Consider the following 20,184-nt stretch of genomic DNA (forward strand, 5'->3'; position numbering starts at 1 on the left):
GCGTCATCTCCCTGTTGAGGTTCCAGGAAGATAGTGCGCCGATGTGAAATTACAAAGATGGGTTGCGGTCAGCCTTTAAGCGGCGTTAAGCCTTCAGTGCCGCCGCTTCGGAAGCGAGCTTGGTGATGCCCGCCCAGTCGCCCGCCGAGACGAGTTCCTTCGGCGCCACCCAGGAGCCGCCGACGCAGACGACGTTCGGCAGCGAAAGATAGTCGTTGGCGTTCTTGAGCGAAATGCCGCCGGTCGGGCAGAAAAGCGTGCCCGCGAGCGGCGAGGAAAGCGCCTTGAGATAGGCCGCGCCGCCGGCTTGCTCGGCGGGGAAGAATTTCAGGACCTCGTAGCCGGCTTCGCGCAGCGTCATGACTTCGCTTGCGGTCGCGGCACCCGGTAGCAGCGGAACTTCGGAACCCTTGGCGGCATCCAGCACGCCGGGCGTGACGCCGGGGCTGACGATGAAGGTGGAGCCCGCCTTCACGGCAGCATCGAAATCGCGCGCATTGAGGATCGTGCCGGCGCCGACATTGGCGCCTTCGACTTCCGCCGCAACGGCCTTGACGGCATCCAATGCCGCCGGCGTGCGCATGGTGATTTCGATCGCCTTCAGCCCGCCCGCAACGAGCGCCCTGGCAAGCCCGACCGCCGATTTCGCGTCGTCGACAATCAGAACCGGCACCACCGGCTGCAGCTTCAGGATGGAAAGCAGCTTTTCGGTCTTGCCTTGGGTCTGGCCAGCCATGGCGTCGTCTCCGCTAAAACGATTGAAAACTCGGCCTGCAGATAGCGCGCGGCTTCGCTCTTGTCGAGAAAAGCTTGGTCCCTTGTCGAGAAAAAAAATGCCGGTGCGGGGCAAAGCAGGGCTTGTCACAACCCGTCTTTGCCATAGGGTAGAAAAATTCCTGACCAACGGTGGTTGCTTATGGCCAAGGAAATCGAACGGAAGTTTCTGGTGAAAGGCGATGGCTGGCGGAGCGAGGCTACCTCGTCGAAGAATTTCGTCCAGGCCTATATCGCCGCCATGGACGACCGCTCGGTGCGCGTGAGATTGGTCGATGGCAAGCGCGCCACGCTGACCGTCAAGATCGGCAGCAAGTCTTTCTCGCGCGACGAATTCGAGTACGCGATCCCCTTGAGCGATGCCGAGGAACTGCTCTCCAGCGCCATCGGCATCATCCTGGAAAAGCGCCGCTACACCGTGGAGCACGAGGGTTTCATCTGGGAGGTGGACGTCTATGGCGGCGTCTATCGCGGCCTCGTCGTCGCCGAGGTGGAATTGCAGGACGAGGCGGACACTCCCGAGCTTCCCGACTGGATCGGCCGGGAAGTGACCGGCGACGGGCGCTATTCCAACATGGTGATGGCCACCGAAAATGTCAGCGCGGAGCTGAGCCATGCCCTTTCGCGTCCGGCCCGCTAAGCCTTTCACCGAGGAATTCCGGGCAATCGCCCGGCGCCAGCTTTCCCATGCCACCGCCTTTCTGCAGGAACAGCCGGAAGGCCCTCACGAGGCCATCCACAACGCCCGCAAGAAGTTCAAGCGGCTGCGCGCCCTCTACCGGCTCATCCAACCGGACGCGAAGGAATTCCGGCGGCGAGAGAACGCCCGCATCCGCGACATGGCAGGGACGCTCTCCACGGTGCGCGATGCGACCGCGCTCGTGGAGACGCTGAACTACCTGGCAGGCGAAGCCTCATCGCCGGAGGAATTGAAGGCGCTCGCCTTCGCCTCCAAGGTGCTGACCGAGCGCCGCGACCGGATCGCTGCCGAGGAGACGGATCTTCCGGCCAAGATCGCCGCGGCGGTTGCGGAATGCCGGGAGGCGAGCGCCGCGCTCGACGAACTTTCGCTCGAGGATTCCCCGAAAAAGACCGCGAAACGCCTCGCCAAGGCTTGGCGCAAGCAGCGGCTGCGGGCGCATGAGGCGCTCGAGGCCTGCGAGGAAAACGCCGATGCGGAGGCCTTCCACGCGCTGCGCAAGAGCGGGCAGACCTATTGGATACACCTTTCGCTTCTCAACGAAGTCTGGCCCTCCGCCATGGCTGCCAAGCAGCGGGAAGCCAAACAACTGGTCGATATCCTGGGTCACGAGCATGATCTTTCCGTGCTGACGGAGCTCGTCAACGAGAGCCCCGAGCTCTTTGGCGACAGCGACACGCTCGCCCTCCTGATCGGCGCGATCATCACCCGCCAGCAGGCGCTGCGCCGCGAAGCCCTGGAGCGCGCCGAGGAAGTATTCGCCGACAGCGCCGCGGACGAGAGCGCATTGATCGCTGCACTCTGGGAGAAAGCTGCGACAGCGCCTCGCAGGGAGCGGGAGAAGGCAAAACGGAAGAATTCCGGAAACGGCCAGTTGGCGCATCAGTTGCGCGGATAGCCTTCTCGCTGTATTTCAGCGCCATGACGGACAACATTATCCAGACCCGCCCGGAAGAAACGGGCTCCTTCCTCGTGGCCGCGCTTTATCACTTCGCGCGCTTCCCCCGCTACGAGAGCTTTCGCGCGCCCCTGCAGGACTTCTGCGACGCAAACGGCATCAAGGGAACGCTGCTGATCGCCGCCGAAGGCATCAACGGCACTGTCGCCGGCTCCGATGAAGCGATCGCCGACCTCATAGCCTTCCTGCACGCCCAGCCGGAATTTGCGAACCTTGAGCACAAGGAGAGCCGGGCCTCGAAAATGCCCTTCCTGCGCATGAAAGTGCGCCTGAAGAAGGAGATCGTCACCATGGGCGTCGAGGGCATCGACCCCAACCGCATCGTCGGCACCTATGTGGAGCCGAAGGACTGGAACGCGCTAATCTCCGATCCGGAGACGATCGTCATCGACACCCGCAACGACTACGAGACGGCGATCGGCATCTTCAAGGGCGCGGTCGATCCGCAGACCAAGACGTTTCGCGAGTTCCCGGACTGGGTGAAAAACAACACCGGCCTGCACAACAAGCCGAAGATCGCCATGTATTGCACTGGCGGCATACGCTGCGAGAAGGCCACCGCCTTCATGAAGGAGCAGGGCTTCGATGAGGTCTACCACCTCAAGGGGGGCATCCTGAAATACCTGGAGGAAGTGCCGGAAGAGGAAAGCCTATGGGAAGGCGCCTGCTTCGTCTTCGACGACCGCGTCTCGGTGGAGCATGGGCTGAAGGAGGGCAATCACCGGCTCTGCCACGCCTGCCGCAACCCGATCACCGCCGAGGAGATAATCTCACCCTATTACGAGGAAGGCGTCTCCTGCAGCAATTGCTACCATAGCCGCACCGAGGAAGACCGGCTGCGGTACCGCCAGCGCCAGCATCAGATCGCGCTTGCCAAGAAGCGCGGCGAAAAGCACTTGGGAAGCTGAGGCGCTCCTGGGGATATGCCCCCTCACCCCGTCCGGCGCTCTATTTTACCCCCTCTGCCCTGCCGGGCAGAGGAGGTGAATAAGAAGGCGACGCCGAGCGAAGCAGGACGCATATATCAGGAGGCCACAACCCCGCCCAGCCCGCTGCCGCGAAGGAGGATTTCGATTTCCTCCGCGCTGACCGGCCTGCCGAAGAAATAGCCCTGCAGCTCGTCGCAGCCGCTGATCTTCAAGAGCGTGGCCTGTTCTTCCGTTTCGACGCCTTCCGCCGTGACAGGGATATCGAGCGAGCGGGCGAGCGCCACCGTCGCCTGCAGCATGTTGACGGCGTGGCTGCCCTCCTCCAGGGCTACGATCAGCGAACGATCGATCTTCATGCGGTCGAAGCCGAATTGGCGCAGATAGCCGACGCTCGAGAAGCCCGCGCCGAAATCGTCGAGCGAGACCTTCAGGCCGAGCCGCTTCAACTTGGCGATCGTCGAGCGGGCCCGCTTCGGATTCTGGATGAAATAGCCCTCCGTGACCTCCAGCGTCACCCGACCGGCATCGAAACCGGTCTTTTGCAGGATCGAGGCGACATGGATGGAGAAGGCAGGGTCGCGGAACTGACCGGGCGAGATGTTGACGGCAAGGTTGAGACCCGGCCAGCGGCGCAGCGTCTCGCAGGCGCGGTAGAGTACGTAAAGGCCGAGCTGATCGATAAGTCCCGTCGACTCGGCGATCGGGATGAACACTTCCGGCGGCACGGGACCATAACCCTTGCGGTCCCAGCGCACCAGCGCCTCGACGCCGGTGAGCCGCCAATCTTCCGCCGCGACGACCGGCTGGAAGACCACCGAAAGCTCCCGCCGCTCGATGGCGATGCGCAAGTCCACCTCGAGCTGGTTGCGCTCGTGCCGCTCGGCATCCATTTCCGGATGGTAGTGCTCGGCGCGGCCCCGGCCGTTCTCCTTGGCCTCGTACATGGCGAGATCGGCGCGGCGCACCAGTTCCTCGCCCTTGACCGAGCCGCGCGGCGATATGGCGACGCCGATACAGGTGCCGATGGCTGCGACTCGTTCGCCGATCACGAAAGGCTCGCCGAAGAAACCCAATATGCGGTCGCAAAGGATGYCGGCGGTCTTGCCCACATCCTCGCCCGAAAGCGCGATCGCGAATTCATCGCCCCCGACGCGGGCAAGCACCACCTCTTTGCCGACCAAGGTTTTCAGCCCGGCCGCGACGCCGCGGATCAGCTGGTCACCGGTACCGTGCCCGTAGGAATCGTTGACCTCCTTGAAGCCGTCCAGATCGAGATAGAGAAGCGCGACATCCGAACTGCCCTGGCGGCCGGTCTCCACGAGATCGTCGAGCGCAGCGAAGAAACCGGTGCGGTTGAGCAGGCCGCTCAGCCGGTCGACCATCGCAAGCCGGCGCGCGGCAGCCTCCTCCGCCTCCAGTCGTTTCAATGCCTTGCTACCGCTGACGAAGAGCAGAAGAAAGAAGAGACCGACCATAATGAGCGCCGAGAGCACTAGCGGACGGACCGCTGCATAGCTCGCATCGCCCGGCAGGCGGGAACGCCAGGTAAGCTTCGCCAGCGCATTGCCATGGAGGTTTCTGATTTCCACCACGTTCTGGGGCGCCTCTCCCGCGTCCGCGAAACGCAACCCGTCGATCACATAGGTCTGGGCGAGCTTTTCCACCTTCTCGGGCGTCAGGTGTCTGGCAAAGATCACGAAACGAAGCTCGCCCCGCGGCTTGTCCAGCTGGCCGGATTCGGGGCGGATGAGAGCCACACCGACCGCCGCAACGCCCTTTTCGGTGCGTACGAAACCGACGGCCTCCGGTATTTCTCCGGAGCCCGCCGTGCTCGCGTCGTCAAAGAGGGTCCAGAGCGAAGCCCCGAAATATTTCCGCGCGGACCAGGTGGCGGGGGCGCCGTCCTCATAGGCCATCAGTGTGTTTTGCCGCGCGTCCATGATGAGGGCGATATCGAAGAGATCACTGCCGGCGGTCACGTCGCCAAAATTGTCGGCGATCCATTTCTCGTCGCCGGCATAGACGAACTGCGCRGCATCGTCCCAGGCCGCATAGTCGTTCAGCGTGGCATGGAGCTGGTCGCGGAAGGTGTGGAGTGCGCCGGTGGTCGTTTCGCGGGAGCGCTCGTCATCGAGCCGGTTGGCGCTCTCCGTGACGCGGTCGAGCGCGGTCAGTACGAAAAGGGTGACGAGTACCACCACTGCGGCGAATGCGAGCAGCACCGCGGTCACGGCGGAGCGACGTCCGACCGCGACAGTCCGCCGGAAACGTGTCGGTAGAAGCCGCATCAGATACCTCGCACTGCGTGCATCCGTTTTGGGCCTTAATTCTTCAAATCCGGTTAAATCAAAAGAAGAAGGCCGGTTTCCCGCGGAAACCGGCCTTCAATCAACACAATAATGCTTGGCGGATTACCAGCTCGGGATGAGCGCGCCCTTGAACTCTTCGTTGATGAAGTTCCTGATCTTGTCGTCGTGATAAGATTCGACAAGCGTCTTCACCCAGGGCGCGTCCTTGTCAGCCGCGCGAACGGCGATGACGTTCGCATAAGGGGACTTGTCGCTCTCGATGGCGATGGCGTCCTCACGCGGATGCAGATCGGCTTCCAGTGCGTAGTTGGTGTTGATCACCGCAGCATCGACATCCGCGAGCGAACGCGGAAGCTGGGCCGCGTCAAGCTCGGTGAATTCGATGTTCTTCGGGTTCTCCGTGACGTCGGCCGGGGTGACCGTCAGACCCTTTGCTTCATCGACCTTGATCAGGCCCTTGGAAGCGAGCACCAGCAGCGCGCGGCCGCCATTGGTCGGATCGTTCGGAATAGCGATCGTCGCGCCGTCCGCCAGCTCGTCAAGGCTCTTTACCTTGTTCGAATAAACGCCCATCGGGGTGGTGATGGTGGTGCCGACGCTGACGAGGTCGAACTTGCGGTCGGCAATCTGGTTGTCGAGATAGGGCTGATGCTGGAAGGAGTTGGCGTTGAGATCGCCGTCGGCCAGCGCCTGGTTCGGAACCACGTAGTCGGAGAATTCAAGGATTTCGATGTCGAGACCCTTGGTCTTCGCGATTTCCTTCACCTGTTCCATGATCTGGGCATGCTCGCCCGGGGTCACGCCGACCTTGATGGTTTCGGCAAGGGCGGTGCCGGCTGCGAGGGCCGCGAGTGCCGCCGCGATAATGAGTTTCTTCATGGATGCCTCCTTGTTAGCATTTGATGTTTATCGAAAAGTCAGGTCTTGCGGTTGCGCTTGTCGAACCGGCGGGCGAGCGCATCGCCGGCACTCTGGACGAGTTGCACGAGAAGGATCAGCACCACCACGACAGCCAGCATCACCTCCGGCATGAAGCGCTGATAGCCGTAGCGGATGCCGAGATCGCCGAGCCCCCCGCCGCCGACGGCACCGACCATGGCCGAATAGCCGATCAGGCTGACGATGGTCATGGTGAAGGCAAGCGTGATGCCGGGCCGCGCCTCGGCAAGCAGCACCTTGAAGACGATCTGGACCGGCGTGGCGCCCATGGCGCGGGCGGCCTCGATCAGCCCCTTGTCGATCTCGCGGATCGAGGCTTCCACCAGCCGCGCGAAGAAGGGAACCGTAGCGATGGTGAGCGGCACGATCGCCGCATTGGTGCCGATCGACGTGCCGGTGACGAAACGCGTGAACGGGATGATCGCCACCACCAGGATGATGAACGGCGTCGAGCGGGCGGCATTGATGATGAGGCCGATTACCCGGTTGGTGACGGGTGCCGGAAAAAGCTCGCCCTTGCCGCTAGTGGCGAGGAAGACGCCGATCGGTAGCCCGATCAGCGAGYCGAGGAGACCCGCGATCGCGACCATCTGCAGCGTCTGCCCAAGCGATTTCGTGAGGAGATTGACGAGCATGTCAAGCGACATAGCCGAGCACCTCCATGGACAGGCCGGTTTCGGCATAGAAGCGGTTGGCGCGCTCCAGCACATCCGGATCGGCCGGGTAGGCCACGACGAGCGAGCCATAGGGTTCGCCGGCGATCTCCTCGATGCTTCCGGCGAGGATGTTGACGTCCGCGCCGAGCTCAGCAACCAGCCGTCCCGTAAGGGGCTGGAAGGCGGTCGAGCCGAAAAAGATCAGCCGAACCAGTATGCGGTCTCCCGCCGAAGGTTCCGCCTTCAGGTTCTGGCTGATCCATTCCGGCAGCCTGGTGCCGAGAGCGGCGGAAAGCAGCGCCCGCGTGGTCTCGTGCTTTGCACCGGTGAAGACGTCGAAGGTGCGGCCCGCCTCGACGATCTTGCCGCGGTCGATCACCGCAACATCGGAAGCGATGGTCTTCACCACCTCCATCTCGTGGGTGATGAGCAGCACGGTCAGGCCGAGTTCGGCATTGATCTGCTTGAGAAGATCGAGGATCGACTGGGTGGTTTCCGGGTCGAGCGCCGAGGTGGCTTCGTCGGAGAGCAGCAGCTTCGGCTCGGTGGCAAGCGCACGGGCAATGCCGATACGCTGCTTCTGGCCGCCGGATAGCTCCGCCGGATAGCGGGCGGACTTATCGCCGAGCCCCACGAGCTCGAGGAGCGGGCCGACGCGGTCCCTGATCTTCTGCCGGTCCATGCCGGCGATCTCGAGCGGCAGCGCCACGTTGTCGAAAGCCGTGCGGGAAGAAAGCAGGTTGAAATGCTGGAAGATCATGCCGACCTGGCGGCGCAGATCCCTGAGGCCGGTTTCGCCAAGTCCGCCCACCTCGACGCCGTCCACCACCACGCRACCGGACGTCGCCTTTTCAAGGCCGTTGACGAGGCGGATGAGCGTGGACTTGCCCGCGCCCGAACGGCCGATAATGCCGGTGATGGCGCCGCGTGCGACGGACAAATCGATGCCATCAAGGGCGGTGAACTGGTTCTCGTCGTCGCCGCTTCCGAAGCGCTTGGTCACGGCCTCGAATGCGACCATTGGCCTGGCACCCRCCTCGGCCGGCGCGGATCGAACCGCTGCAAATTGGATCGTCATCTGGTACTCACGGATTGGGTCTGGTCACTCGGCGGCGTTCTTAACCRCTCACGCATGCTTTAGCCAAGCAGGCTGCACATTCGATGACAGACAATGTTCCGGAGCATCGTGTCGGCTTTCACTTTGATTGGGCCGGAGCGGCCTCGTTTCTGCCGCATTGATGCCCGCAGTCCGCTTATTTTGACAGGGATGTTTTTCCCTTTCAACGCGAAATCAGGAAAAATCTTCTCGCAACCGCATAATCAGCTTTGCTTACTCAATTCCGGACGGAAAACCGGTTCCCACTTTCCTGGAATTGCTTCAGTGATTGCCCTTCGGGAACTGCGAGGCAAGCTCGCGATACCATTTGCCGCTTTTCTTGACGGTGCGTTCCTGGGTGCCGTAATCCACGTGCACGAGGCCGAAGCGCATGCGATAGCCTTCCGCCCATTCGAAATTGTCCATCAGGCTCCAGGCGAAATAGCCGCGCAGCGGATAGCCATCGCTCACCAGATCGGCGGCGACCGAGAGATGATCGGCGTAGTAATCGAGGCGCGGCTGATCGTCCACCTCGCCATCCACAACGCCCATATTGTAGCAGGCGCCGTTCTCGGTAATGTAGCAGTCCGGCAGATCGTAGCGGCGGTAAAGCTCCTCCACCAGAGATTTGAGCGCCGGCGAATAGACCTCCCAGCCGATATCGGTGACCGTTTCAGCGACGAAGGGCGCCGGCTTCGTCGCGGGGAATTCGGCGCCTTCTGCCTCATCCGCAAAAACGCGCATGGGCGTGTAATAGTTGAGGCCCCACCAGTCGAGCTTTTGGCTGACGACGTCGAGATCGCCCTCCTCCACCGGAGGCATGCGTTCGCCCAGCGCTTCCATGAGGCCTGCGGGATATTCTCCCTTGAAGACCGGACCGAAGAAGKAGCCGTTATGGAAATCGAAGGCGCGCTCGGCAGCGGCCTTGTCTTCCGAGCTGTCCGATCCGGGAATGACGGAATGGGCGTTGAGCACTAGCCCGACCGGCACGCTCGGCGCCACGTGGCGGATCGCCTCGACGCTGAGTCCGTGGGCGAGATTGGTGTAATGCATTGCCGCCAGCGCCGCTTCCATGTTGCGTTCGCCCGGCGCATGCACCCCATAGAGATGGGAGAGCCAGACCGAGCACCAGGGCTCGTTGAAGGTGGCCACCGCATCCAGCCGGTCGCCGAGCCGCGCCATGACCACTTTGGCATAGCGCTGGAAGGCATAGGCCGTGGAGCGCGAAGTCCAGCCGCCCTCGCCCATCAGCGCCAGCGGCAGGTCCCAATGATAGAGCGTCGCATAGGTCTTGATGCCGCGCGCCTTGCAGCCGTCGAGCAGCCGGTCGTAGAAGTCTAGACCTTTTTCGTTCACGCGGCCCACGCCGTCCGGGATGATACGCGGCCAGGCGATGGAGAAGCGGTAGGCTGCCACACCCATTTCGCTGATGAGATCGAGGTCCTCCTCCCAGCGATTGTAGTGATCGCAGGCGACATCGCCATTATGCCGGTTGTAGACGCGCCCCGGCATGTTGGAGAAGGCATCCCAGATGGAGGGCTTGCGGCCATCCGCCTTGGCCGCTCCTTCGATCTGATAGGAGGCTGTCGCCACGCCGAACAGGAAATCGCCGGGAAAGCGGGAGGCGAGGGTCTTGGGATCGGTCATGGAGCCAGCCTGTCTGTTCGTTGCCGGGAAACCAGCGTTCCAGCGGCGATTTAATCAAGGAGTGCGCGGTTGTACAGGTTCGCGGCGGAGATTTCTGCAACGTTGCAGGAGATACGCTGTTACTACCGCCGTCATCCCTGTGCTCGTCACAGGGATCCAGCCACGGCGCATCCGCGCCGTGAGTGAATCATTATCCAAGTGTCTCTCGCGCCCAAAGACTTGGGCGCTGGATTCCCGTGACAAGCACAGGAATGACGGCGTCATACAGCAGACCTGCCTGGGATGCCCCTTAGCCGAGCTTCACCCAGGCTCCGTTCTTCTTCGAGGACGCCACGCAGGCCTCGACGAAGGCGACCCCCTTCACGCCGTCATCGACGGTCGGGTAGATGACGCCCTTGTCGACCTTCACGCCCTTCTTCTTCGCATTGATGGCATGGGCCGCCTCGGTATAGATCGTCGCGAAGGCTTCGAGATAGCCTTCCGGATGACCGGACGGAATGCGGGAAACACGGGCGGCGGCCGCACCTGCACCGGCACCGTTGCGGGTGATGAGCCGCTTCGGCTCGCCGAACGGCGTGAACCAGAGATAGTTCGGATCGGCCTGCACCCATTCGATGCCGCCCTTGGTGCCATAGACGCGGATCTTCAGCCCGTTCTCATGGCCGGGCGCAACCTGGCTGCACCAGAGCATGCCCTTCGCGCCGCCTTCGAAGCGAAGCAGCACATGAGCGTTGTCATCGAGCCTACGGCCCTCGACGAAGCTATCGAGATCGGCGGCGAGGCTTTCGAGCGTCAGCCCAGTGATGAAGGACGCGAGGTTATAGGCATGCGTGCCGATATCGCCGGTCGAGCCGCCCGCGCCGGACTGCGCCGGATCGGTGCGCCAGACGGCCTGCTTGGCACCGGTCTGTTCCACGGCCTCTGTCAGCCAGTCCTGCGGATATTCCACCTGCACGACGCGGATCTTGCCGAGATCGCCGTTCTGGACCATCTCGCGGGCCTGCCGCACCATCGGATAGCCGGTGTAGTTGTGGGTGAGGATGAAGAGTGCGTCGCTCTCGTCCGCCACTTTCTTGAGCTTTTTGGCATCGGCGAGGTTGGAGGTCAGCGGCTTGTCGCAGATCACATGGATGCCGCGACGAAGGAACTCCTTCGCGGCCTCGTAGTGCACGTGGTTCGGCGTGACGATCGATACGGCCTCGATGCCGTTCTTCAACCGCGCCTCGCGGATCGCCATTTCCTTGTAGCTGCCGTACGTGCGGGCGGGATCGAGCCCCAGATCGCGGCCGGAAGCGATCGCCTTCTCCGGCGTGGAGGAAAGCGCCCCCGCCACCAGATCGAACTGGTCGTCCAGCCTTGCGGCCATGCGGTGCACCGCGCCGATGAAGGCGCCCGCGCCGCCACCCACCATGCCGAGCCGGATGCGGGGCTCGCGCGCCTGTTCGTCCTTACCTTCGATTGCCATAGTGAAGTCTCCGTGAAAATTTCTAAACGGAATGCCCCTCATCCGGCTGCCGCCACCTTCTCCCCGTTCTGACGGGGAGAAGGGATATGCCACAACATCTCCGTCCCTCTCCAACGATTTGCGTGGCGGGTCCCCCCTCTCCCCGCCTGCGGGGAGAGGGTTAGGGTGAGGGGCAAAAAATTAAAGCCCGAGCATCCGCCGGTTGGCGGCCTCGTCCGTGCCGCCGGAGGCGAAGTCGTCGAAGGCCTTTTCGGTGACGCGGATGATATGGGCCCGCACGAACTCGGCGCCCTCGCGCGCGCCGTCCTCGGAGTTCTTCAGCGCGCATTCCCATTCGACCACGGCCCAGCCGTCGAAATCGTTCGCCGCCATCTTGGAGAAGATCGAGCCGAAATCCACCTGGCCATCGCCCGGCGAGCGGAAGCGGCCCGCGCGGCCCACCCAACCCTGATAGCCGCCATAGACACCTTGCCGGCCGGTCGGATTGAATTCCGCGTCCTTGACGTGGAACATCTTGATCCGGTCCTTGTAGATATCGATGTTGTCGAGATAATCGAGGCACTGCAGCACATAGTGCGACGGGTCGTAGAGCATGTTGGCACGACTGTGATTCTTCACCCGCTCCAGGAACATCTCGAAGGTGACGCCGTCATGCAGGTCCTCACCCGGATGGATCTCGTAGCAGACGTCAACGCCGCATTCTTCCGCGTGGTTCAGGATCGGCGTCCAGCGGCGGGCAAGCTCGTCGAAGGCAGTCTCCACGAGGCCGGCCGGACGCTGCGGCCAGGGATAGATGAAGGGCCAGGCGAGCGCGCCGGAAAAAGTGGCGTGCGCCTTGATGCCGAGGTTCTTCGAGGCCGAAAGCGCCATCTTCACCTGATCGACGGCCCATTCCTGGCGCGCCTTGGGGTTGCCGCGCACTTCCGGAACCGCAAAACCGTCGAAGGCCTCGTCATAGGCCGGATGCACGGCCACGAGCTGACCTTGAAGATGGGTGGAAAGCTCGGTCACCTCGACGCCGTTCTGACGGGCGATGCCGGCGAATTCGTCGCAATAATCCTTCGACGTCGCGGCCTTTTTCAGGTCGATGAGCTGGCTCGCCCAGGTCGGCACCTGCACGCCGACATAGCCCTTCTCGGCGGCCCATTTGGTGATGCCGTCCCAGGTATTGAACGGGGCTGCATCGCCCGCGAACTGGCCGAGGAAAATGGCCGGGCCCTTGATCGTCTTCATGAAAATACCTCCGTGACGTTATCGCTTCGAATGTCTTCGCTTGCCCCTCATCCGCCTGCCGGCACCTTCTCCCCGCTCGCGGGGGAGAAGGACGCAAGCCGCTATGTTCTCTCCGCCCGCCGGCAGAGGGTTGGGCACGTTCCCTCTCCCCGCAAGCGGGGAGAGGGCTAGGGTAAGGGGCCAGTAGGCCGCCAGATCAGAACGGAGAATCCTGGAAGTAGAACTGCTCGGCATTGTCCTTGGTCACCAGCGTGGCATCGAGGATGTACTCGCCGCTGACAGGAACCTGATCGTAGAAGTTGGCGGCGGTGAGCTGCATGGCGGTCGCCACCATCGCCGGCGGATAGAGAACGTCGACCGGAACCATCTTGTCGCCGTCCATGACGCGCTTCACCATGTCCTTCGAACCGGCGCCGCCGACGACATACTGGATATCGCTGCGGTTCGCCTGCTGGATGGCTTCGAGCACACCGACCAGCATGTCGTCGTCCTGAGCCCAGACCACGTCAATCTTCGGGTACTTGGTGAGGTAGTCCTGCATGACGCGGAAGGCGTCGTCGCGGTTCCAGTTGCCGTACTGGCGCTCCAGAACCTTGACGTTCGAACCCTTGATGCCTTCGTCGAAGCCATCCTGGCGCTGCTGGTCGATCGGGATCGGCAGGCCGCGGATAACGACGACCTCGGCATCCGGCGTGGTCTTGGCGATGTATTGACCCGCCACGCGGCCGAGCGCCGGGTTGTTGCCGGCCACATAGAGGTCGCGGATCGTGTTGTCGTTGACGGAAGGCGCGCGATCAACCAGCGCCACGAACTTGCCGGCATCCTTGACCTGCTGGATAGCGTTGACGAGCTGATCCGGGTCCGTCGGCAGAATGACGAGCGCGTCGATGTTCTGCACGGCAAGGTCCTGCACGGCATTCGCCTGGCTCGCCGGATCGGCGGAGGTCTTGACGATGACGTTGAGGCCCGGATGCTCTTCCATCAGAAGCTTGGCGACGCGTTCGGCATGGAAGACGACGCCGGCCGTCCAACCGTGGTCGGCAGCCGGAATGGAGACGCCGATCGTCACCTTCTTTTCCTCCTGCGCCCAGCCGAGGCTGGGGCCGACGGCGACCGAAGCGGCAAGCGCGGCGGCGGCCAGCCCGAAAGTTCTTCTACGCATGTTTTCTCTCCCAAGTGTTTTGCGGGGTATTCGATACTTGAGCCGGGCGCCCCCGATCCGTCCGGCTTGTCTCTTACGATCTGCGCATCAGCGACCGCTGCACGAGCATGGCGATGATGATGATCGCCCCCTGGATGGCGCCGATCAGGTATTCGCTGACGAAATTCGAAAGCAGCATGATGTTGCCGACGATCTCCAGGATGAAGGCGCCGCAGACCGTGCCCCAAATGCGCCCGACCCCACCGCGCAGCGCCGTGCCGCCTACGACGACCGCCGTGATCGCCTGCAGCTCCCACAGAATGCCGGTGGTGGCCGAGGTGGAACCGAGGCGCGGGACGTAGAGCAGCACGGCGACAGCGACGCACAGACCCTGGATGATATAGGCGATGGTGCGCACCTTCCTGACCGAGATGCCGGAATAGCGCGCCACATCCTCGTTGGAACCCACCGCGATCACGTGCCGTCCGTAGCGCGTGCGGTAGAGCACGAAAGCGGCGATCGCGGCGGTGACGAAGATCGCCACGATCGGCACCGGAACGCCGAAAATGTCTCCGAAATAGACGGGGCGGTAGAGCGCCTGCAGCTCACGATCGCGCAGCGTGATCGCGCCGCCCTGGGAAAGCCAGGTGGTGAGCCCGCGATAGATGCCCATCGTACCGAGCGTGGCGATGAAGGGCTCGATCCTGCCGACGGTGGTGATGAGCCCGTTGAAGAGGCCGCAGGCCGCACCCAACAGGAGGGCAAGCAGCATGCCCGCGATCAGCAGCATCATAGGATCGGCGATCGGCGCCGCGTTCAGGAACAGGATCATCAGGCTCGCCACGAAGGCGACCATGGAGCCGACGGAAAGATCGAGCCCGCCCGAGGAGATGACATAGGTTGCCCCGAGCGCGATGATGGCGATGAAGGCGCTGCGGGTAATGACGTTGAGAATATTGGCAACCGAGACAAAATTCGGATTGGCGAAATAGCCGAGGACAAGGAGCAGCGCGAGCGCGATGAAGGGCGCGATCGCGGCCATATCCCAATCCCGCGAGGTCTTCGGCGCCTTGGCGGTTTCGGTGGCGGCAGTGGTCATCACGCGGCCTCCCCGGTCTTCACGCCCGTTGCCAGCACCACGATCTCGTTCTCGTTCATATGGTCTCCCGTGACTTCGCCGACGATCCGGCTGGACCGCATGACCAGGATGCGGTCGCAGATGCCGATCAGCTCCGGCATTTCGGAGGAGACCACGATGATCGAGCGCCCCTCCTCTGCCAGTTTGGCGATGAATTTATAGATTTGTTCTTTGTTGCCGATGTCGATGCCGCGCGTCGGCTCGTCGATGATGACGATCGAGGGATCGAGCATCATCATCTTGGCGAGCAACAGCTTCTGCTGGTTGCCGCCCGAAAGCTGGCCGGCGAGAATATCCTTCCGGCCGGTGCGGATATCGAATTCGCGGATGGCCTCATCGAGCGCATCGCTCTCGCGCTTGCGGTCGATCTGGAGTGCGTTGACGAACTTGCCGAGCGAGGCAAGCGTCAGGTTGATGCGCAGGTCCTTCGTCAGCAGCAGGCCCTTGCCCTTGCGATCTTCCGAAAGATAGGCGATGCCCGCCTTCAGGCTCGAATGCACATCCTGGAAACTGACCGGTTTGCCGTTGAGACGGACGGTACCGCGGCTCGGCCGAAGGCCGACGAGACCTTCCATCAGCTCCGTGCGCCCGGCGCCGACGAGACCGGCAAAGCCAAGAATTTCGCCCTTGCGGAGCTGGAAGGAGGCATCCTGCGCATAGCCGGGAACGTCGAGATGCTCGACTTCAAGCACCACTTCGCGCGCTTCCGCCGCATGGCGATCCGGATAAAGCTTGGCGACGTCGCGGCCAACCATCAGCCGCGCCATGTCGGCGGGATCGAGTTCGCTTGCGTCGTGCGAAGCGACGAGCCGTCCGTCGCGCAGCACCGTCACGCGGTCGGCGATCTCCTTCACCTCCGGCAAGCGGTGGGAAATATAGAGAACGGCGACGCCCTTGGCGCGGATATCCTTGATGACCTTGAGCAGCGCCTCGGTCTCGTGCGGCGTCAGCGAGGCGGTCGGCTCGTCGAAGATCACCAGGCGATGCGGCACGAGCAGCACGCGGGCGATCTGCACGAGCTGACGCTGGGCGATCGACAGCCGCGAAACGATGGCGTTCGGATCTATATCGCCGCCGAGATCGCGGATCGCCTTGGCCGCGCTCTCGTTCATGGCGCGGTCGTCCACCGTCAGGCCTTTTTTGAGTTCCCGGCCGAGATAGATGTTCTGCGCAACCGTGAGGTCCGGAGCGAGCAGGATTTCCTGATGCACCAGAACGATGCCGCGATTTTCAGCATCCACCGGGCCGGAGAAGGTAACCGGCTGGCCATCCATCCGCATTTCGCCGCGCGTCGGCGGCTGGTTGCCGGCGAGAATTTTCATCAGCGTCGATTTGCCCGCGCCGTTCTCGCCGATGATGGCGTGAACCTCACCTGCCCTGACGGTCAGACCGATGTCGCGCAGCACTTCCACGATGCCGAAGGTCTTGGAAAGGCCAACCGCCTCCAGAAGCGGGGCACGGTCGTTCGGGATTTCCGTCATGCCCGGCCACCGTGAAAAGCGCGCCCGCACAAGTTCGCAAATCCGGTCGCGACATCCACGCCGGCAGCAATGTAATCGATTACCTTCACTAATACTCCTCCCATCGGAATTAGACGCTAGCCTAGTTTCTGAGGTACGTAAAGCAGGTTTGTGCTAGCCACTACATCCCCAGTTCGGCGGAACACATGAAGAGGCTGCCTTAAGCCTGGAAGGTCTTGATGAAGTCGATGAATGCCCGCAGCGGCGCCGGCACCAGCCGCCGTCCCGGATAGTAGAGGAACGGACCGGAAAAGCGCGGCCACCAAGGCTCCAGCACCGGCTCCAGCGCCCCGCTTTCGAGATACGGCCGCAGCCATTGCTCGAACAGGGAAACGACACCGAGACCCTGCACCGCCGCATCGATCGCAAGGTCACTTGCTCCGCCCGCCTGGACGATGAGTGGGCCCGTCGGATCGACGGCGACAAGTTCGCCGTCCTTCTCGAATTCCCATGGCGGCATCCGGCCGCTCGAGAAACGGTGACGCACGCAGGCATGGTTCAAGAGGTCGCGCGGATGCTCGGGGCGTCCGTGACGGTCCAGATAAGCGGGGGATGCGGCGGCGGCAAAACACTGGACCCGAGGTCCGATCGGCACGGCGATCATGTCCTGTTCCAGCCGCTCTTCATAGCGGATGCCCGCATCGCAGCCCGCCTTCAGGACATCGACGAAGCTCTCGTCCGTCATCACCTCCAGGCGCACATCCGGATAGGCTTTAAGAAATTCCGGCACGATATGCGGCAGCACGAGCCGGGCGGCGCTGGCGGGCACATTGAGGCGAAGCGAACCGACCGGCCTGTCGCGATAGCCGTTCACCACGTCGAGCGCCGCTTCCATCTCGTCGAACGCCGGGCCGACCCGCTCCAGCAGTCCGCGGCCGGCCTCGGTTGCGATGACGCTACGCGTGGTTCTGTTCAGCAGCCGCACGCCGAGCTTCGTTTCAAGGCGCCGAACGGCCTCGCTGAGGCTGGAGGCGCTGGCGCCGGATAAGCGCGCCGCGTCCCGAAAGCCACCGGCCCGGGCCACCGCAACGAAAGCCTCAAGATCGCTCGTCTCGATTTTCATTGTTCGCTATTCCGCACAACCCGTGCAAATTGTAACGCCTTATCCTGCATATTGTCAGCCTCTATCTTTTGCCCATCAGCAAAGGAGACGACCATGACCCTCGACACCGTTGGAACATTCACCCTCGGCGACCGCACCGTGAAACGGCTCGGCTACGGCGCCATGCAGCTCGCCGGCCCCGGCGTTTTCGGCCCGCCGAAGGATCGCGCAGCCGCCATCGCCGTCTTGCGGGCCGCAATCGAAGCGGGCGTCGACCATATCGACACCAGCGACTTCTACGGGCCGCACGTCACCAACCAGATCATCCGCGAGGCGCTTCACCCCTATCCGGACAATCTCACCATTGTCACCAAGGTATCGGCCAAGCGCGGCCCGAATGCCGAATGGCTCCCCGCCATGTCCAAAGAAGAGCTAACCGCCGCAGTTCACGACAATCTTCGCAACCTCGGCGTGGATATCATCGACGTCGTCAATTTCCGCTCCATGCTGGATGTACACGGTCCGGCCGAAGGATCGATCGAGGAACAGGTGACGGTGCTTGCAGACCTCAAGCGCCAGGGCCTCATCCGGCATATCGGCCTTTCCAACGTCACCGCCAAGCAGGTGGCCGACAGCCGCAAGATCACCGAGATCGTCTGCGTGCAGAACATGTACAATGTCGCTCAGCGGCAGGACGACGCCCTGATAGATCAGCTTGCCGGCGAGGGCATTGCCTATGTGCCCTTCTTCCCGCTCGGCGGCTTCTCGCCGCTTCAGTCCTCGACGCTGAATGCCGTCGCCGAGAAGCTCGGTGCGAAGCCGATGCAGGTGGCGCTCGCTTGGCTCCTGCAACGCTCGCCGAACATCCTGCTGATCCCCGGCACATCGTCGGTCGCGCATCTGAAGGAAAATCTCGCCGCTGCCGATCTGGCCTTGCCGGAAGATGCGATCCGCGAGCTGGATGGCATTGGTGGCAAGCAGGCGGCTTGAGCGGAGCGCCCCCTCTGGCCTGCCGGCCATCTCCCCCACAAGGGGAGAAAACAAGCCGCCTCGCCTCCGTCCCGATCAACACAGAGAAACGGCGCGGCAGGTTAAGCCCCTCCCCCTTGTGGGGAGGGGTTGGGGAGGGGAATGACCTCACACGTACCTGTTGACGACGTTCTCCAGATATTCCTGACGGCCCGAGACCGGTTCCGGATTGATGTTTTCACGCTCTACCATGGCGGCGATCTCGTCGAGCTTGTACTCGCCGCGCAGCATCTTCTGGGCTTCCGGGCTCTCCCATTTTTCATAGCGGGCATCGAGCGGCTTCTTGAGCGCGCCGTCCTCCAGCATCCGGGCAGCGGCCTTAAGACCGCGAGCGCAGCAATCCATGCCGCCGATATGGCCGATCAGCAGATCCTGCGGATCGAGCGACTGGCGGCGCAGCTTGGCATCGAAGTTCGTGCCGCCGTTCTTGAAGCCGCCGCCCGCCAGCACGTGATAATAGGCAAGCGCCATTTCCGGCACGTTGTTGGGGAACTGGTCGGTATCCCAGCCGGACTGGTAATCGTTGCGGTTCATGTCGATCGAACCGAAAATGCCGAAGGCGTTCGCCATGGCGAGCTCGTGCTCGAAGGAATGGCCGGCTAGGATCGCATGGCCCTGCTCGATATTGACCTTCACTTCCTTTTCCAGCCCATGCTTCTGCAGGAAGGCGTAGACGGTGGAAACGTCGTAGTCGTACTGGTGCTTGGTAGGCTCCTGCGGCTTCGGCTCGATGAGGATCGTGCCTTCGAAGCCGATCTTGTACTTGTATTCCACGACCAGATTGAGGAAGCGGCCCATCTGGTCGAGTTCGCGGGAGAAATCCGTGTTGAGGATGGTCTCATAGCCCTCGCGGCCGCCCCACAGCACGTAGTTGGAGCCGCCGAGACGCTTGGTGGCATCGAGGCAGGTCTTCACCGTCGCCGCTGCGAAGGCGAAGACATCCGGGTCCGGATTGGTGGCGGCACCCGCCATGTAGCGGCGGTGGGAGAACATGTTCGCCGTACCCCACAGGAGCTTCACGCCGGTTTCGGCCTGTTTCTTCTCGAAGTAATCGACGATCTCGTTGAGGTTCTTCGTGTTCTCAGCGAAATTATTGCCTTCCGGGCGCACGTCCGCGTCGTGGAAGCAGTAGAAGGGCGTGCCCAGCAGCGAGAAGAATTCGAAGGCGACATCAGCCTTCATCTTCGCCGCTTCCATCGTGTCGGAAAACCAGGGGCGCTGGAAAGTCTGGCCGCCGAACGGATCGCCGCCCGGCCAGGTGAAGGTGTGCCAATAGGCGACCGCAAAGCGCAGGTGATCCTCCATGCGCTTGCCGGCGACGATCTCGTCCGGATTGTAGAAGCGGAAAGCAAGCGGATTGGTGCTATCCGGCCCTTCGTATTTGATCTTCGAAATATCGCCGAAAAATCCTGTGCTCATGGTCATATCCTCCTTGGGGAAACTGGTTAAAACGCGAAAAGTCCCCCTCTGCCTGCCGACATCTCCCCACAAGGGGGAGAGGACTAGAGGCACCGCCTTGCCCGTTCAGGAAAGCGAAGCTCGGGGTACTAAAGCCCCTCCCCTTGTGGGGAGGGGTTGGGGAGGGGCCTTCACCCTTCCCGGTCAGGA

Annotated in this window: 17 protein-coding genes; 4 read left to right on the top strand and 13 right to left on the bottom strand. The window is 62.6% G+C overall.

All coding sequences use genetic code 11. The annotated features are described in order from the left end of the window. Positions 1–85: 85 nt before the first annotated feature. Complete coding sequence (locus tag LCM4573_RS03470; RefSeq protein WP_071004475.1) at positions 86–736, bottom strand: 2-dehydro-3-deoxy-phosphogluconate aldolase; 651 nt, start codon at positions 734–736, stop codon at positions 86–88. Between the two features lie 180 nt (positions 737–916). Between LCM4573_RS03470 and LCM4573_RS03475 the strand changes: the two genes are divergently transcribed. Genes LCM4573_RS03475 through LCM4573_RS03485 form a run of 3 tightly spaced genes read left to right on the top strand, consistent with a single transcriptional unit; the run spans position 917 to position 3,340 of the window. Further along, positions 917–1,414: a CYTH domain-containing protein gene (locus LCM4573_RS03475; RefSeq protein ID WP_071004477.1), complete on the top strand. Its 498-nt coding sequence runs from the start codon at positions 917–919 to the stop codon at positions 1,412–1,414. After that, on the top strand, positions 1,389–2,372 hold the full coding sequence (locus LCM4573_RS03480; protein WP_071004478.1) for a CHAD domain-containing protein: 984 nt from the start codon (positions 1,389–1,391) through the stop codon (positions 2,370–2,372). The genes LCM4573_RS03475 and LCM4573_RS03480 overlap by 26 nt, the downstream gene beginning before the upstream one ends. 23 nt (positions 2,373–2,395) lie before the next feature. Then, positions 2,396–3,340 (top strand): rhodanese-related sulfurtransferase, encoded by a 945-nt coding sequence (locus tag LCM4573_RS03485; RefSeq protein WP_071004479.1) that lies wholly within the window; start codon positions 2,396–2,398, stop codon positions 3,338–3,340. A gap of 116 nt (positions 3,341–3,456) precedes the next feature. Here LCM4573_RS03485 and LCM4573_RS03490 read toward each other — a convergent pair whose 3' ends face one another. From LCM4573_RS03490 to LCM4573_RS03540, 11 genes are all read right to left on the bottom strand, one after another. After that, positions 3,457–5,649 (bottom strand): EAL domain-containing protein, encoded by a 2,193-nt coding sequence (locus LCM4573_RS03490; RefSeq protein WP_071004481.1) that lies wholly within the window; start codon positions 5,647–5,649, stop codon positions 3,457–3,459. Between the two features lie 123 nt (positions 5,650–5,772). After that, the gene (locus tag LCM4573_RS03495; protein ID WP_071004482.1) at positions 5,773–6,549 is read right to left on the bottom strand and encodes a MetQ/NlpA family ABC transporter substrate-binding protein; all 777 of its coding nucleotides are present in this window, start codon (positions 6,547–6,549) and stop codon (positions 5,773–5,775) included. Between the two features lie 38 nt (positions 6,550–6,587). After that, on the bottom strand, positions 6,588–7,256 hold the full coding sequence (locus LCM4573_RS03500; protein ID WP_071004484.1) for a methionine ABC transporter permease: 669 nt from the start codon (positions 7,254–7,256) through the stop codon (positions 6,588–6,590). Then, a complete protein-coding gene (locus LCM4573_RS03505) occupies positions 7,246–8,286 on the bottom strand; it encodes a methionine ABC transporter ATP-binding protein (protein ID WP_083347319.1) in 1,041 nt (346 codons plus the stop codon). The genes LCM4573_RS03500 and LCM4573_RS03505 overlap by 11 nt, the downstream gene beginning before the upstream one ends. A gap of 357 nt (positions 8,287–8,643) precedes the next feature. Further along, the gene (locus LCM4573_RS03510; protein ID WP_071004488.1) at positions 8,644–10,008 is read right to left on the bottom strand and encodes a GH1 family beta-glucosidase; all 1,365 of its coding nucleotides are present in this window, start codon (positions 10,006–10,008) and stop codon (positions 8,644–8,646) included. Between the two features lie 289 nt (positions 10,009–10,297). Then, positions 10,298–11,473, bottom strand: coding sequence for a Gfo/Idh/MocA family protein (locus LCM4573_RS03515; protein WP_071004490.1), 1,176 nt, complete (start codon positions 11,471–11,473; stop codon positions 10,298–10,300). 180 nt (positions 11,474–11,653) lie between these two features. After that, positions 11,654–12,706: a sugar phosphate isomerase/epimerase gene (locus LCM4573_RS03520; protein ID WP_071004492.1), complete on the bottom strand. Its 1,053-nt coding sequence runs from the start codon at positions 12,704–12,706 to the stop codon at positions 11,654–11,656. 196 nt (positions 12,707–12,902) lie between these two features. Further along, positions 12,903–13,868 (bottom strand): substrate-binding domain-containing protein, encoded by a 966-nt coding sequence (locus tag LCM4573_RS03525; protein WP_071004495.1) that lies wholly within the window; start codon positions 13,866–13,868, stop codon positions 12,903–12,905. A 73-nt stretch (positions 13,869–13,941) separates the two neighbouring features. Further along, positions 13,942–14,946, bottom strand: a complete 1,005-nt coding sequence (locus tag LCM4573_RS03530; RefSeq protein ID WP_071004497.1) for an ABC transporter permease — start codon at positions 14,944–14,946, stop codon at positions 13,942–13,944. Next, on the bottom strand, positions 14,946–16,466 hold the full coding sequence (locus tag LCM4573_RS03535) for a sugar ABC transporter ATP-binding protein (protein WP_071004499.1): 1,521 nt from the start codon (positions 16,464–16,466) through the stop codon (positions 14,946–14,948). The genes LCM4573_RS03530 and LCM4573_RS03535 overlap by 1 nt, the downstream gene beginning before the upstream one ends. A gap of 199 nt (positions 16,467–16,665) precedes the next feature. Then, positions 16,666–17,568: a LysR family transcriptional regulator gene (locus LCM4573_RS03540; RefSeq protein ID WP_071004501.1), complete on the bottom strand. Its 903-nt coding sequence runs from the start codon at positions 17,566–17,568 to the stop codon at positions 16,666–16,668. 93 nt (positions 17,569–17,661) lie between these two features. Between LCM4573_RS03540 and LCM4573_RS03545 the strand changes: the two genes are divergently transcribed. Continuing rightward, a complete protein-coding gene (locus LCM4573_RS03545) occupies positions 17,662–18,537 on the top strand; it encodes an aldo/keto reductase family oxidoreductase (RefSeq protein WP_071004503.1) in 876 nt (291 codons plus the stop codon). Between the two features lie 147 nt (positions 18,538–18,684). On the opposite strand, the gene xylA is transcribed toward LCM4573_RS03545, so the two are convergent. Beyond that, positions 18,685–19,995, bottom strand: coding sequence for a xylose isomerase (gene xylA / locus LCM4573_RS03550; protein WP_071004505.1), 1,311 nt, complete (start codon positions 19,993–19,995; stop codon positions 18,685–18,687). Positions 19,996–20,184 lie beyond the last annotated feature (189 nt).

Origin of the sequence: Rhizobium sp. LCM 4573, assembly GCF_001854865.1 — a bacterium.
Lineage (GTDB): Bacteria > Pseudomonadota > Alphaproteobacteria > Rhizobiales > Rhizobiaceae > Neorhizobium.

Excerpts from the sequence above, each read along its gene's own strand:
- LCM4573_RS03520 (WP_071004492.1), bottom strand. The coding sequence starts at position 12,706 with ATGAAGACGATCAAGGGCCCGGCCATTTTCCTCGGCCAGTTCGCGGGC.
- LCM4573_RS03475 (WP_071004477.1), top strand. The coding sequence starts at position 917 with ATGGCCAAGGAAATCGAACGGAAGTTTCTGGTGAAAGGCGATGGCTGG.
- LCM4573_RS03515 (WP_071004490.1), bottom strand. The coding sequence starts at position 11,473 with ATGGCAATCGAAGGTAAGGACGAACAGGCGCGCGAGCCCCGCATCCGG.
- LCM4573_RS03525 (WP_071004495.1), bottom strand. The coding sequence starts at position 13,868 with ATGCGTAGAAGAACTTTCGGGCTGGCCGCCGCCGCGCTTGCCGCTTCG.
- LCM4573_RS03480 (WP_071004478.1), top strand. The coding sequence starts at position 1,389 with ATGCCCTTTCGCGTCCGGCCCGCTAAGCCTTTCACCGAGGAATTCCGG.
- LCM4573_RS03495 (WP_071004482.1), bottom strand. The coding sequence starts at position 6,549 with ATGAAGAAACTCATTATCGCGGCGGCACTCGCGGCCCTCGCAGCCGGC.
- xylA (WP_071004505.1), bottom strand. The coding sequence starts at position 19,995 with ATGAGCACAGGATTTTTCGGCGATATTTCGAAGATCAAATACGAAGGG.
- LCM4573_RS03540 (WP_071004501.1), bottom strand. The coding sequence starts at position 17,568 with ATGAAAATCGAGACGAGCGATCTTGAGGCTTTCGTTGCGGTGGCCCGG.
- LCM4573_RS03470 (WP_071004475.1), bottom strand. The coding sequence starts at position 736 with ATGGCTGGCCAGACCCAAGGCAAGACCGAAAAGCTGCTTTCCATCCTG.
- LCM4573_RS03530 (WP_071004497.1), bottom strand. The coding sequence starts at position 14,946 with ATGACCACTGCCGCCACCGAAACCGCCAAGGCGCCGAAGACCTCGCGG.
- LCM4573_RS03545 (WP_071004503.1), top strand. The coding sequence starts at position 17,662 with ATGACCCTCGACACCGTTGGAACATTCACCCTCGGCGACCGCACCGTG.
- LCM4573_RS03485 (WP_071004479.1), top strand. The coding sequence starts at position 2,396 with ATGACGGACAACATTATCCAGACCCGCCCGGAAGAAACGGGCTCCTTC.
- LCM4573_RS03535 (WP_071004499.1), bottom strand. The coding sequence starts at position 16,466 with ATGACGGAAATCCCGAACGACCGTGCCCCGCTTCTGGAGGCGGTTGGC.